This is a genomic window from Gimesia chilikensis (assembly GCF_008329715.1).
Taxonomy (GTDB): domain Bacteria; phylum Planctomycetota; class Planctomycetia; order Planctomycetales; family Planctomycetaceae; genus Gimesia; species Gimesia chilikensis.
On record NZ_VTSR01000009.1, the window covers coordinates 65,481 to 78,846 of the forward strand.

A 13,366-nucleotide genomic window follows, 5' to 3' on the forward strand; every position below is an offset into this window, starting at 1 on the left:
GTTCCTGCCGGAGTTCGCTAGCGAATCGCCCCGGACTCCAGATCCTTGACGACTTCTGCCAGGATGGCTGGATCGGCGGACTTCAGAACATGATCAATGCGGGTCGGAGGGACATTCAGGCGTTCCATGATCTCCTGAGCTTTCTCCCACAGCTTCTGTTTCTTTTTGCCTTCCGTCAAAAACAGATTGGTACAGAGCTCAGACAATCGTTGCTGATCAATCGAATCCCGATTGTCATAGTAACGTTTGATCACATCCTTTTGATAATTTGAATATTCTGGCATCGGAAAGACTTAACTCCTGAGATCTTTTTCCCAAAAAATTTAACGCAAAACGGGAAGGGCCCCTGTCCCGGGCGGGGTGATTGAAGACTTATATCGGTTTGAATTATCGCAGGTCTGACTACAATTTCTACTCAACCTGCAGGTTTTGAAAAATTGGGATTTCCGCACTTTTTTCAAGTGCAAGTTCCTTAAACCAGCTATAATAATGAATTTCCGACAATTAGAGGGAGAGATTTGCGGTAGAACCCGCATTTCCCCAAAATCAACTTAACTGGACTAACACTCCCAAAATAAATATTACTCCCGAATAGTCCGACTTAAAAAAAATAATTGCATCATGAGCGCGAGATCACAAGACATGATGTAGTAAATAAAGAGAATGGCCGAAATTTCTGATAAGTTGACTCACAGATTTGCTGTGAGTAACATTTTAACTGGTTTAACTTGATTTCATTGTAACGCAGCGCCGTTACTCACAACTGGTTAAATAAAATATTAGAAACGTGCTGGTAGTTTATTAGACCGGAGCTCAACGTGTCCGTAACACAATTCACCGAACAGGAATTAAAAGCACTAGAAGAAAAAACGACCATCCCTCGTTTTTTGTTCCTGCCTGTCGGATTGATCGCAATCTGGTGTCTTGCCGTTTACTGGCCCACTGATGCCATCAGCTGGCAGATCTTTCTGACACTGTTTATCTCTTACTGTCTGTTCTGCTGGACCAGTTGCTTCCACGAATGTTCTCACCATACGCTCTCCGGCTCCAAGAATGCGAGCATCTGGCTGGGGCGGATTCTGGGAACAGCGATGTTCGTGCCCTATACGGTTTACCGTGAGAGTCATATTCGCCACCACGCCTACCTGAATAAACCGAGCGACTGGGAACTCTGGCCCTATTCTGACCCGAACACATCACTCCGCTTTCGCAGAGTATTTGTCTGGTTCGACCTGGCTCTGGGTCTGTTCATGGCCCCGTTCATTTACGGTCGCATCTTCTGGCACAAAGATTCTCCACTGACCGATCCCAAACTCCGTCGAACCATTCGCTACGAATACGCGGCGATTGTGATCTTCTGGGGTTCCGTGATCGCTCTCTGCGGCTACTACGGTGCACTCATCGGTCTGCTGCGTGTCTGGGTTCTGCCCCACTATCTCGCAGGGATCTACCAGAATACCCGTAAGTTCACAGAACATCTCGGAATGAGCAGCTACGATCCCATGCTGGGAACCCGTACGGTCGTGGGAAATAATATCATCACGAAGCTCTGCACCTACTTCAACTTTGACATCTTTGTACACGGACCGCATCACCGCCATCCGAAAATCGCCCACAACCTGCTCCTGCAGAAAATGGATGATTACAAAGAACAGAACCCCGATGTCAAATACCCGGTCTTCACGACCTACTGGAGCGCCATCATCGACATGGCTCCCTCCTTCTTCAAACAACCAGGTGTCGGCATGAATGCCGGAGCACCAGCGCCAGGCAAGGAAAAGAAACAGATCGACAACTTCGTCGGCGACGTTGCTCAGGAAGTTCTGGCAGACACTGACTATGTTTCCAAAAAAGAACAGAAGACGAACGCTTCCGGTTCTTAAGCTTGCCTGAAACGCTCTTTTTCTACTGGTGGTGATTCGAGCCACTTTGCAGAAAGCTGAACGGAAGAAACCAGCTTCAGCGTAGCCGAAAATACCTTCCCGGCTACGCGTGACCTGTGGTTCTCTAAGTGTCGCGCTTGTAGAACGGCAGTGCGGTCACTTTTACCGGAAATCGCTTACCGCGGATATCCGCTTCCAGCACCTGTCCTGGTTCTGCATACGCGGCTTCGACATAAGCCATGCCGAGTGGCAGATCCAGCGTCGGTGAGAAGGACCCAGACGTCACGACGCCCACCTTCTGATCGCCATCGTACAGCTCTGCACCTTCGCGTGCCGCCCGTTTCCCTTCCAGGGTGAAACCAATGCGTACCTTACGATCTTCACGAGCCTTGGCGGCGATCAATGCCTCTTTACCTACGAAATCAGCCGCCTGCAGCTTCACAGCGAAGTTGAGGCCCGCTGTAAAGGGATCGGTCTCTTCGTCCAGTTCGTGCCCATACAGGGGCATAGCGGCCTCCAGACGGAGCGTATCGCGGCATCCCAGCCCCGCAGGAACCAGTCCTGCACTCTGACCGTCGGCCATCAGTCGTTCCCAGAGTGCCAGACCTTCAGCCTGATCAACAACGACCTCGAAGCCGTCTTCCCCGGTATATCCGGTCCGACTCACGAGAGCATCCACGCCCAGCACTTTGGTTTCCACGCCGTAATAATATTTGATTTCGCTCAGCTCCGCCTCAGCCAGTGGATTCAGAATTCCCAGCGAAGCAGGTCCCTGCAGGGCCAGCATGAACTTCTCGCAGGTCATGTCATCGATCTGCACATCGAAGCCTTCCCGCCGCTGTTCGATCCAGTCGACGATTTTCAGACGATTGGATGCATTCACAACCAGCAGATAGAAATCGGAAAATCGATAGACCAGTACGTCATCCAGTATCCCCCCGGATGCATTGGTCACCAGCGAGTAGCGGATCTGTCCCGGCTTTAGTGATTCGACGTTATTCGTCAGCAGATGATCCAGGAAGCGGCATGCATCCGGACCACTGAAAAAGAGCCGCCCCATGTGGGCGATGTCAAACAAACCTGCCGCCTGGCGTACCGCGTGATGCTCATCGGTGATATTCGTATACAGCAGAGGCATTTCCCAGCCGGCGAAATCGACCATTCGGCCGCCATGATCAACGTGCCACTGGTGGCAGGCAGTAGTGAGTAAAGATTCAGACACAGCTCTCTCTTCTGACTTTAAAATGGGGACTGATAAAGGGGAATTCAGGCGCTGTCGACTATTGTGGAACTTCCCGGACTATCTCGCAATCAACAGACTCCGCGAATCTTAAAAATCCTAATTTAATCAAAACCAACTGCCGACCCCCTATAAAAAAAGCGAGGGTCCCGCAGGTCCCCTCGCTTTGTGAAAGATCATTCCGTCGTGTGCTTAGTCTTTTGCACACAGCTTTGCACGCAGGTATTCGCGGTTCAGACGGGCAATGTTGGAAACCGAAATCTCTGCGGGACATGCAGCCGAACACTCTTCCGTATTCGTACAGTTTCCAAAGCCTTCTTCGTCCATCTGGGCGACCATGTTCTGCACACGGCTCGCACGCTCGGGAGCCCCCTGAGGCAGTGTCGACAGATGTGACACCTTCGCAGAAACAAACAGCATGGCTGAAGCATTCTTACAGGCGGCCACACAGGCACCACAGCCAATACAGGCTGCGGCATCCATGGCTGTCTCCTGGACCGGCAGAGGAACGGGAATATTGTTCGCATCGGGAGCATTCCCGGTATTGACCGAGATAAAGCCCCCCTTCTCGATGATCCGGTCAAAAGCACTGCGATCGACGACCAGGTCGCGAATCACAGGAAATGCCTGCGACCGCCAGGGCTCAATCACGATCGTGTCGCCATTCTTGAACCGCCGCATATGCAGCTGACAGGTGGTTGTGCCTGAATCCGGACCATGTGCCTGCCCGTTGATCATCAGGCTGCACATCCCGCAGATCCCTTCACGACAGTCATGGTCAAAGGCAACCATCTCTTCGCCCTGCTGCAGCAGTTGCTCATTCAACACGTCCAGCATTTCCAGGAAGGACATATGCGTGGAGATGTCGGTAAGTTTGTAATCGACATAACGCCCGACGGCATCGGGGCCAGGCTGGCGCCAGATTCTGAGCGTCAGATCCAGAGTCTCGCTCATTATTTATAACTCCTCGTAGCCAGAGGTACTTCAGTAAATTCTAATTGTTCTCGGTGTTCGACCGGCTCATTGCCGACCCCTGTGAATTCCCAGGCAGCCACGTGACAGAAATTTTCATCGTCACGCAACGCTTCGTTTTCTGGAGTCTGATGTTCTTCGCGGAAGTGACCACCGCAGGATTCTTCCCGCACGAGGGCATCTCGCACCATCAACTCACCAAATTCCAGGAAGTCTGCCAGACGACCAGCGTGTTCCAGGTTCTGATTCAACTGCTCGCCCTCGCCCAGCACTTTCACGCTCGACCAGAACTCATCCCGCAGATCACGAATCTTGCCCATGGCTGTTTCCAGCCCCTGGCGTTCGCGAGACATACCACAGTATTCCCAGAGGATGTGTCCCAGTTCGCGATGGATGCTGTCAGACGAACGCGTTCCATTGACTCCCAGAATCTTTGAGTTTCTGTCCTGGGCATTCGCCAAAGCTGCCTTGAACGCCTCATCCTCGGTTGAAACCTCAGGCAGACTGTTGGAGGCCAGGAAGTGACCGGTTGTGTAAGGAGCGACGAAGTAACCGTCTGCCAGCCCCTGCATCAAAGCAGACGCTCCCAGCCGGTTGGCACCGTGGTCCGAGAAGTTCGCTTCGCCCAGCACGAACAGACCGGGAATCGTACTCTGCAGATGATAGTCCACCCACAGTCCCCCCATCGTATAGTGCACAGCGGGATAAATCCGCATCGGCACTTCGTAAGGGTTTTCGCCGGTAATCTTGTGATACATATGGAACAGGTTGCCGTACTTCGTTTCGATGACGTGTCTTCCGTCGTGGATAATTGCATCCCGGAAATCCAGGAAGACTGCCTGTCCGGTCGAACCGACACCGTAACCGGCATCGCAGCGTTCCTTGGCTGCACGAGATGCCACGTCACGAGGCACCAGGTTACCGAAGGCGGGATAACGTCGTTCCAGGTAATAGTCCCGTTCTTCATCAGGAATTTCATTACCGCGACGCTTATCATCAGCTGATTTGGGAACCCAGACCCGGCCGTCGTTTCGCAGACTTTCACTCATCAAAGTCAGCTTGGACTGGTAATCGCCACTCACGGGGATACATGTCGGGTGGATCTGTGTGTAACAGGGATTCGCAAAGAACGCCCCCCGTTTATGACACCGCCAGGCGGCGGTCACATTCGAACCCTTCGCGTTAGTCGAAAGGTAGAAGGCGTTTCCGTAACCACCGGTCGCCAGCAATACACAGTCGGCCGAATAGGTCTCGAACTCACCGGTGATCAGATTACGGACGATAATCCCCCGGGCCACGCCGTCGACCACAACCAGGTCCAGCATTTCGCGTCGCGGGAACAGCTTGACACGTCCGGTTCCCACCTGCCGCATCAAAGCACTGTAAGCCCCCAGCAGCAACTGCTGTCCGGTCTGCCCGCGGGCATAAAAGGTACGGGATACCTGGGCCCCACCGAAGGACCGGTTGGCCAGCAACCCGCCGTAGTCACGGGCAAAAGGCACGCCCTGGGCCGCACACTGGTCGATGATGTTGTTACTGACCTGGGCCAGTCGATGCACGTTGGCTTCACGGCTCCGGAAGTCGCCCCCCTTCACCGTATCGTAGAACAGACGCCAGACGCTGTCGCCGTCATTAGGATAGTTCTTGGCGGCGTTAATCCCCCCCTGGGCGGCAATACTGTGAGCCCGACGGGGAGAGTCCTGAAAACAGAACGATTGTACCTGGTAGCCCAGTTCAGCCAGTGAGGCAGCAGCAGAAGCCCCTGCCAGACCGGTTCCCACCACAATGATCTTTTTCTTCCGTTTATTCGCCGGGTTAACCAGCTTCATCTCCTGCTTACAACGATCCCATTTTTCGGCCATGGGACCTTCAGGAACTCGAGAATTCAAAACCGTCGTAGCCGACTCGGCCATGATATCTACCTTCAAAACGGAACGTGTGAAACTATCTATTGGATGGTGCTAAACAGACGCAAATGACTGGCGGAAGGTTAGCGGATAAAAAAGCCCCAGAGTGGCAGACTGACAAAACCAGCCGCAATGACGATCGCAAATAGAATCGCCAGTTTCTTGATCAGGGGCGTGTATTTGGGATGATTCAGTCCCAGTGACTGGAACGCACTCCAGAATCCATGAGACAGGTGAAATCCGAGGACAATCGTTCCCACAATATAAATCGGGGCACTCAAACCACTGCCCAGAACCTGCACGATAATGCCAAAGGGTGACTGGTCTTTGTAGTCGACCGTTGGGTTCAGATGCAGTTTCATGTCGATCATATGCATGATCAGGAAGATCAGAATGATGGATCCCGAAATGAACATCCAGGAACTGGTCCGCCCCATCGGAGTACGTCCGAAAATGGAAGGTGGCTCCTGAATCTTGCTCTGCTTCTCATGATAAGCGATCTGGCGTGCCTTGCGGTTATCGCTGGTCAGTTTGAATGCCAGTGCAATGTGAGCGAACAGCAGCAGGAACAGTCCCGTCTCCGCTACCGGCAGCAGCATCATGCTGTGCAGCTCTTTTGCGTATTTGTTGTAGGCGTCTGCGCCGACATACACGAGCAGGTTCCCCGCCAGATGCACGACCAGGAAGCCGCACAAGAGAAGTCCCGTGATGCCCATCACGAACTTCTGGCCAATGGAAGAGGAAAGCAGGGTCATAATCCACTTCGTCGCTGATTTTCCGCCTGCTGACGGAGAGGATTGCTGTTTCTCAGCCAATTTCGTCACCATAATCAAGCACTCACCCGGTGATCTGCTTGAGATCCCGTGAATAATATTGTGATAGTGAAATCTATAAACAAAGCAACCAGCGTGGAGGTCACTCAGTATGACCTGATTGAATCTGCCGATGCTGAACGATGCATATTCGTTATAGAGCTTAAGTTATTATATTTCTTCGCCTTCGTACATCAATCTTCACAGAATTATAAACTGGAGTCCTTTTGCAAATTTCCACTCTGCTTACTTGTTTTTAGCTCCAGCTTACCCGGTTTCAAGTAAAACATCCGTACCCTGCAGACACTTCTCAAAGGCACTCAGCCTACTTGCGTTTCTTCTTTTTGCTCCGCTGCGACTTCCCAGGACGGTTCTTCTTCTTTTTCACAGCCCCCTTCCCCTTGGAAGAGGCCCGAGTCGGCTTTTTACCCGACTGCTTCGAATTACCGTTGTCTGATTTTGACTTCGATTTACCTGACTTCTCCGCTCGGGGCATTCTGAAATCCAGCTCCCGACGATCCAGATCGATCTTCTCGACTTCCACCTCCAGGAAATCGCCAATCCGGAACTCCTGACCTGTCCGCTCTCCAACGATACTGAATTTGGCTGGATCCTGGTGAAAGTAATCGTTTTTGCCCAGTCGGCTGATGTGCAACAAGCCTTCCACAGGCACATCCACACCCCGGCAGAACAACCCGAACGACTCCACTCCCGTGATCATCGTTTTCAGCGTGTTGATTTTATTTTCGACCATCCAGGTCAGCAGTTTGACCTTGGTCAGTTCCCGTTCTGCCGACTCGGCACGACGTTCACGCAACGAGAGGTCGTGGCCCAGTTGACGCAGCCCTTGGGGGCTCTGCCCTTTCCCTTTGTCGGGACGCTCCAGAATTTCATCGATCATGCGATGAATTGTCAGGTCCGGGTATCGCCGAATCGGGCTGGTGAAGTGACAGTAATGCTCGACGGCGAGAGCATAGTGCCCGAGCTCTTCATCCGTATATTCTGCCTGTTTAAGACTGCGTAACATGGAATAATTGATGGCCTGTTCGACGGCGGTTCCATGTACCTGCTCGATCAGACGCTGCAGGTCCTTACGACTCTGGGCCTTTTTAAGCGTGTAACCCAGTGCGCTGACAAACTCGGCGAATTCCACCTGCCGCTGGTAGTCAGGCGACGGATGCACGCGACGCAAAAACCGCAGTCCCCGATCATTGAGTCCTTCCGCGACCGCAATATTCGCCGCCAGCATGAACTCTTCGATGATCTGATGGCTTTCATCATGCTCGCGTTCAACGGCACCACTCACACGATGTTTGTCGTCAAAGGTGAGCCGCACTTCGGAGAGGTGCAACTCCAGTGCGCCGGCAGCAAAGCGGCGTTTTCGCAGCATCATTGCCAGATGATGCATGTTTTTCAGCAGCTCGCGGACGTCCCGGGGTATCCGGTCCCCTTCCTCGTCACGCTCCTGAATGATGGGCAGTACCTGCTCGTAGGCAAACCGCTTCTTGACCCGAATCGCGGAATTGACGAACTCGGTATGTACCGGCACGCCATCCGACGTAAATTCGATAAACGCAGATTTGGTGAAACGCACCTGATCCTGCTGCAGACTGGCCAGACCATTTGAAATGATCTCAGGCAGCATCGGAATCACCTGGCCGGGTAGATACACACTGGTTCCCCGCCGCCGGGCCTCACGGTCCAGTACAGACCCCTCTTTGACAAAGTGCGCTACATCAGCAATATGCACGCCCAGCACCCAGTGCCCGCGCTCGTTCTGAGTCAGCGAAATTGCATCATCGAAGTCCCGGGCATCCGCAGGGTCAATCGTCACGATCGTCTCGTTGGTCAGGTCGCGGCGATTCCCCAGTTTTGTCTCATCAAACAGGCTCGCCTGCTCTCGAGCCGCCTCCAGGACCTCTTCCGGAAAGTCCATCGGGATGCCGAATTCGTAGACGATGGACAGCAGATCAACGCCTGGCTTCCCGTGTGGCCCCAGGACTTTGGAAATCACTCCCTGTCCCAGGTAGCTCTTTGAAGGGAAATGCAGAATGTCGATGACGACCTTATCTTCGGGTTCGACACCTTTCGCCCCCGGATCGCCCACATGAATCGGCGAGTTGAATATCTTGCCGTCCACATGCACATAACCTTCGCCCTGTGTTTCGAAGTAAGTGCCGACAAATGTCGTCGAAGCCCGCTCGATGATCTCCACGACGCGACCACAGATCTGGCCCCCGCTGCGGCGTCGATTGATCACGGTGGCATAAACCTCATCGCCGGTCTGGGCATCCCCCATATCCCGCTCGGAAATATACAGATCGCCGGCATGACGCTGGTCGTGGGCGATGTCATCCGGCTTATGATGGGGAATCAGATACCCGGCCCCGGAATTGATTTTCTTGATAATCCCGGCAATCCAACCCTCTTTTTTCACGGGGCGAATCAGCCCCGAATCGGAGACGAGAATCTCTTTGCGGGACTGGAGATTCTGCATGGCCTGCTCGAATTCAGAAGAAGTTGACTTGGAGCCTCCCACTTTTTTCAGCAGCGCTTTTTCCCGAATCGGTGTGTAACCGGGGCGGGCTACGTACTCGAGAATCTTCTTCTCAAAATCGGGCATTCACTCAGTCCTCAGTCATTCCCTTAAACAGCTTTCGCTGCAGGCGAGGCGAATAGGGAGTCCAGCTGGATGTCGAATTGAGATCATCGTCAATGAACCGCGCGAACTCATTGACTTTCGCATCCAGGTTATCCAGATGATGCAGGGCGACTGCTTCTGGAGTCATCGGCAGGCGGGGGCTGCCAAATTCATAGGTGCCATGATGGCTTACAATCATGTGTTTCAGCCGTAATTCCGCTTCCTTGGGGAAAGATTCTCCCGTCATTTCCTGGTAAGCGCGAATCTTCTCGGTCAGCATTTCTACGCCAATAATCAGGTGTCCCAGCAGCTGTCCTTCATCGGTATAAATAAATTCGTTCTCGTAGCCTAACTCGCGGACCTTACCGATATCGTGCAGGAACACACCAGCCAGCAGCAGACTCATGTCAGCCTTGGGATACAGATCCGCGATCCGATGTGCGGTCTCCATCAGGTTGACCACATGCTCGATCAGCCCGCCATGGTAGGCATGATGCGTCTTCACACCGGCCGGAGCCCGACAGAACTCTTCCATCAGCGCTTCATCAACCAGGAAGCACTCCATCAGAGTGCGGACCTCGTTATTTTCAATTCCCAGCAGCATCTCACGTAACCGCGCCAGCAGCGCCTGCACATCATGTGATGCCTGGGGTTGAAACTCGGCCGGGTCCAGATTCTCCGCGGAGACCGGTTCGATGTAGGTCAGGATGATCTGCAGTGCCCCCTGGAAGAGATGCACTTTACCTTTCACCTGAACGTAGTTGCCCGATTGAAAGTGCTGCATCCGATCTTCAACAACATTCCACATCCGCGCATTGACGACACCCGACGCATCTCTCAGATCAGCAGACAGAAACAGACTTGCATTCCGATTCGCTCGTAACTGCTTGTCAACTAACAGATAAACCTCGTTTACAGTATCCCCGTCTTTCAGTTGATTTATATTTTGTCGAGACATCTCGAATCGGCTTTCAGAATCTCAATTCAAACGCAGCGGTCGATCTTCAGTTTCGCTAAGAAACACAATAGAACGATCTTAAGCCGATCCATCCTGCTCAACAAGTCCGACACCTGTCTGATCTGAAACTCTCTCCTATTTGCTCTCCGATTGTTAAGAACAGCCCCAGTCAGCCCGATCTGAATCCCCCGTCTCGACAAGCCATTGTCCGACAGGCATTTATCTCACCCGAATATTTTTGTCCCCCACCAGGGCGAACCTTTTGGAGTTGAACCCGTTCTGCTAGAATACGCGGCCATCAGTCGGCTGAAGAAGCGAGACTCCCCCCGGCCGACTCACTAGTAACATAAACACCTACTCTTCAATCACTTAAGGAATTCAAGTGCGCTGGTCAAATACGCTGATCCCCACGATTAAAGAAGTCCCCTCCGATGCGGAAATTCCCAGCCATCAGCTGATGCTTCGCGCCGGACTGATCCGACAGTTGATGGCAGGCGCTTACACCTACCTCCCCCTGGGCTGGAAATCGATCCAGAAAGCAGCCCAGATTGTGCGGGAAGAGATGGACGCCGCCGGCGCCGCTGAACTCCACATGCCCGCTCTGCAACCCCTGGGTCTGTTTGAACGCACACAGCGGAAAGATGCATTTGGCTCCGTACTGATCCAGTTCAACGTCCCCCGTGGAAATCGTCAGATCCCTATGGCACTCGGTCCCACACACGAAGAAGTCGTCACCGACCTGATCAGTCACTGCATCAGCAGTTACAAACAGCTGCCGCTGACCGTCTATCAGATTCAAACCAAGTTCCGCAACGAAGAACGCCCCCGCTTCGGCGTGCTGAGAACCAGTGAGTTCCTGATGAAAGACGCCTACAGCTTCAGTTCTTCCGTAGAGCAGTTGGATGAAATCTACGACCGCATGTACCGCGCTTACTGCCGCATCTTTGCCCGCTGTGGTCTGAAGTACCTGCCCGTAGAAGCAGAAAGCGGCCCCATCGGCGGCGATGCCTCGCATGAATTCATGATCCCCGCCGAAAACGGCGAGGACTCGATCGTATACTGCGAAGCCTCTGGATACGCAGCCAACATGGAACGGGCCGACACCGGTCGTCCCACCCTTGAAATCAAAACCCCCGCTGATGCAGGGACCATGGAAAAACAGGCTACTCCTGAGGCAACCAGCATTGAGCAGGTCAGCCAGATGCTGGGCTGTGAACCTTCACAGATGATCAAAACGCTGATCTACCAGGCTGATGACGAACCGGTGGCTGTCCTGATTCGCGGCGACCATGAAGCCAACGAAGGCAAGATTCGCCGTGCCCTGGGTGCGACCACTGTCGAACTGGCTGATGACAAGACCATCCGGGAAGTCACCGGTGCCCCCACCGGTTTCGCCGGTCCTGTGGGAATCAAATGCAAGATCATCGCCGACCATGACGTCCCCCTGATCGCCAATGCCATCACCGGTGCGAACGAAGCCGACGCCCATTTAGTCAATGTGAACGTGGGCCGGGATTATGAACTGGAAACCACCTACGACCTGCGAAACGCTGCCGCCGGTGATCCCTGCCCCAAAAGTGGGGAACCTCTGGCGATCGTGCATGGCATCGAAGTCGGTCACGTCTTCAAACTGGGCACAAAATATACAGAAGCCCTCGACGCCGACTTTCTGGATGAAAAAGAGAAACGTCATCCGATTATCATGGGTTGCTACGGCATCGGCGTAAACCGCATCATCGCCGGTCTCGCTGAGACAAAGCATGATGACAAAGGCCTGATCTGGCCGCTTTCAATTGCTCCCTACGAGGTACTTGTCATTCCTCTGAACACCAAGGATGACGAAGTCATGCAGACTGCAGAGCGCTACTACGAAGAGCTCAAAGCAGCCGGCATCGACGTCCTCTTTGATGACCGTAACGCCCGGCCAGGTGTCAAATTCAATGACGCCGACCTGATTGGGATTCCCTATCGCGTCGTCATCGGCGGTAAGGGACTCAAAAACGGCGAAATCGAAACCAAATGGCGGACCGCAGACGATGCAGAAATGATCGCCCTCGACGCAGGCATCACCCCCATTCTGGATGCTCTCGCGGCCCGCAAAGCGGAAGAATATAAAGCCGCAAACGTACCTGAATAGAACGAATTCAGTACTCGCAAAACAAAACAGGCCGGCAGGAAATCTATCCTGCCGGCCTGTTTTTTTATTTCAGTTTCGGTCTTCAGAACTAGTCGAGTTCTTTGATCCGAATGTTTTTCCAGGCAACCGAATAGGGACCGGTCCCCTTCTTGATGCCGTGTACCTGCAGGCCAATGAAGCCTGTGGGATGCGTCTTATAGATCGCTTCGTCCGTCAGATCTTCGATCTGCTTACCATTGATCCAGGTCTGGATCCGGGGACCTTTAGCAACGATCCGAAACTTGTTCCACTCACCATCTTTCATGGTTTTATGTGGTTTCAGACGATCCTCGGGAGTCAACCAGCCCCGGCCGGTGGCTTCGCCGTACACATAACCGGCTTCGGCCCCGTTCTTACCGCTGGCTTCGATCTCAACCTGGGGGCCATTCACACGACCATCGCCGTCTTTCTGCTGGCTGCGAATCTGACAGCCGGAGTTCAATTCGTCGGCCACTTTGACTTCGAATTCCAGTTCGAAATCATCGTAGTTCTTTTTGGTGCACATGAATGAGTTGGGGCTGCCTTCAGAGGTCGTTCCCACGATCGTCCCATCTTCAACCTTATAGGTCGCCGTTCCGTTATGCTGTGTCCAGCCTTCGAGATTCTTGCCGTTGAACAGCTCGACCCAGCCAGATTCACCAGCCTGTACCGAACCTGCCAGACAGAGGCTCGCCAGGCATGCCAGGGCTAAACCCCATACTTGATTGCGTTTCATACTTTCTCTCCAAATTAAAGTCTCAAAGTTGTCAATTGATTTTAATAGCGGGTTATTTAATC

General features: G+C 53.1%; 10 protein-coding genes. 2 read left to right on the forward strand and 8 right to left on the reverse strand.

The window, feature by feature from the left end:
• Positions 1-17 precede the first annotated feature (17 nt).
• On the reverse strand, positions 18-284 hold the full coding sequence (locus FYZ48_RS13580) for a hypothetical protein (RefSeq protein WP_149341217.1): 267 nt from the start codon (positions 282-284) through the stop codon (positions 18-20).
• A gap of 534 nt (positions 285-818) precedes the next feature.
• Between FYZ48_RS13580 and FYZ48_RS13585 the strand changes: the two genes are divergently transcribed.
• A complete protein-coding gene (locus FYZ48_RS13585; RefSeq protein ID WP_149341219.1) occupies positions 819-1,883 on the forward strand; it encodes a fatty acid desaturase family protein in 1,065 nt (354 codons plus the stop codon).
• Positions 1,884-2,007: 124 nt separating this feature from the next.
• Here FYZ48_RS13585 and gcvT read toward each other — a convergent pair whose 3' ends face one another.
• The 6 genes from gcvT to FYZ48_RS13615 all read right to left on the reverse strand — a co-directional run bounded on the left by gcvT (position 2,008) and on the right by FYZ48_RS13615 (position 10,413).
• Complete coding sequence (gene gcvT / locus FYZ48_RS13590; RefSeq protein WP_149341221.1) at positions 2,008-3,105, reverse strand: glycine cleavage system aminomethyltransferase GcvT; 1,098 nt, start codon at positions 3,103-3,105, stop codon at positions 2,008-2,010.
• Between the two features lie 210 nt (positions 3,106-3,315).
• Positions 3,316-4,077 carry a succinate dehydrogenase/fumarate reductase iron-sulfur subunit gene (locus tag FYZ48_RS13595; protein WP_145181308.1) on the reverse strand — a complete coding sequence of 254 codons (762 nt, stop codon included), beginning with the start codon at positions 4,075-4,077 and terminating at the stop codon, positions 3,316-3,318.
• Positions 4,077-6,008: a fumarate reductase/succinate dehydrogenase flavoprotein subunit gene (locus tag FYZ48_RS13600; RefSeq protein WP_149341223.1), complete on the reverse strand. Its 1,932-nt coding sequence runs from the start codon at positions 6,006-6,008 to the stop codon at positions 4,077-4,079. Before FYZ48_RS13600 ends, FYZ48_RS13595 begins: the two co-directional genes overlap by 1 nt.
• Positions 6,009-6,085: 77 nt before the next feature.
• Positions 6,086-6,829, reverse strand: a complete 744-nt coding sequence (locus tag FYZ48_RS13605) for a succinate dehydrogenase cytochrome b subunit (protein WP_149341225.1) — start codon at positions 6,827-6,829, stop codon at positions 6,086-6,088.
• A 310-nt stretch (positions 6,830-7,139) separates the two neighbouring features.
• Positions 7,140-9,437, reverse strand: a complete 2,298-nt coding sequence (rnr, locus tag FYZ48_RS13610; RefSeq protein ID WP_149341227.1) for a ribonuclease R — start codon at positions 9,435-9,437, stop codon at positions 7,140-7,142.
• 4 nt (positions 9,438-9,441) lie between these two features.
• Complete coding sequence (locus tag FYZ48_RS13615) at positions 9,442-10,413, reverse strand: 3'-5' exoribonuclease YhaM family protein (protein WP_149341229.1); 972 nt, start codon at positions 10,411-10,413, stop codon at positions 9,442-9,444.
• A 382-nt stretch (positions 10,414-10,795) separates the two neighbouring features.
• Here FYZ48_RS13615 and FYZ48_RS13620 point away from each other — a divergent pair, with 382 nt between their 5' ends.
• Complete coding sequence (locus FYZ48_RS13620) at positions 10,796-12,550, forward strand: proline--tRNA ligase (RefSeq protein ID WP_149341232.1); 1,755 nt, start codon at positions 10,796-10,798, stop codon at positions 12,548-12,550.
• Positions 12,551-12,638: 88 nt separating this feature from the next.
• Here the strand turns inward: FYZ48_RS13620 and FYZ48_RS13625 are convergent, their stop codons facing one another.
• Positions 12,639-13,304 (reverse strand): 3-keto-disaccharide hydrolase, encoded by a 666-nt coding sequence (locus FYZ48_RS13625; RefSeq protein WP_149341234.1) that lies wholly within the window; start codon positions 13,302-13,304, stop codon positions 12,639-12,641.
• Positions 13,305-13,366: the final 62 nt, after the last annotated feature.

Excerpts from the sequence above, each read along its gene's own strand:
- FYZ48_RS13580 (WP_149341217.1), bottom strand. The coding sequence starts at position 284 with ATGCCAGAATATTCAAATTATCAAAAGGATGTGATCAAACGTTACTAT.
- FYZ48_RS13605 (WP_149341225.1), bottom strand. The coding sequence starts at position 6,829 with ATGGTGACGAAATTGGCTGAGAAACAGCAATCCTCTCCGTCAGCAGGC.
- FYZ48_RS13625 (WP_149341234.1), bottom strand. The coding sequence starts at position 13,304 with ATGAAACGCAATCAAGTATGGGGTTTAGCCCTGGCATGCCTGGCGAGC.
- FYZ48_RS13600 (WP_149341223.1), bottom strand. The coding sequence starts at position 6,008 with ATGGCCGAGTCGGCTACGACGGTTTTGAATTCTCGAGTTCCTGAAGGT.
- rnr (WP_149341227.1), bottom strand. The coding sequence starts at position 9,437 with ATGCCCGATTTTGAGAAGAAGATTCTCGAGTACGTAGCCCGCCCCGGT.
- FYZ48_RS13615 (WP_149341229.1), bottom strand. The coding sequence starts at position 10,413 with ATGTCTCGACAAAATATAAATCAACTGAAAGACGGGGATACTGTAAAC.
- FYZ48_RS13595 (WP_145181308.1), bottom strand. The coding sequence starts at position 4,077 with ATGAGCGAGACTCTGGATCTGACGCTCAGAATCTGGCGCCAGCCTGGC.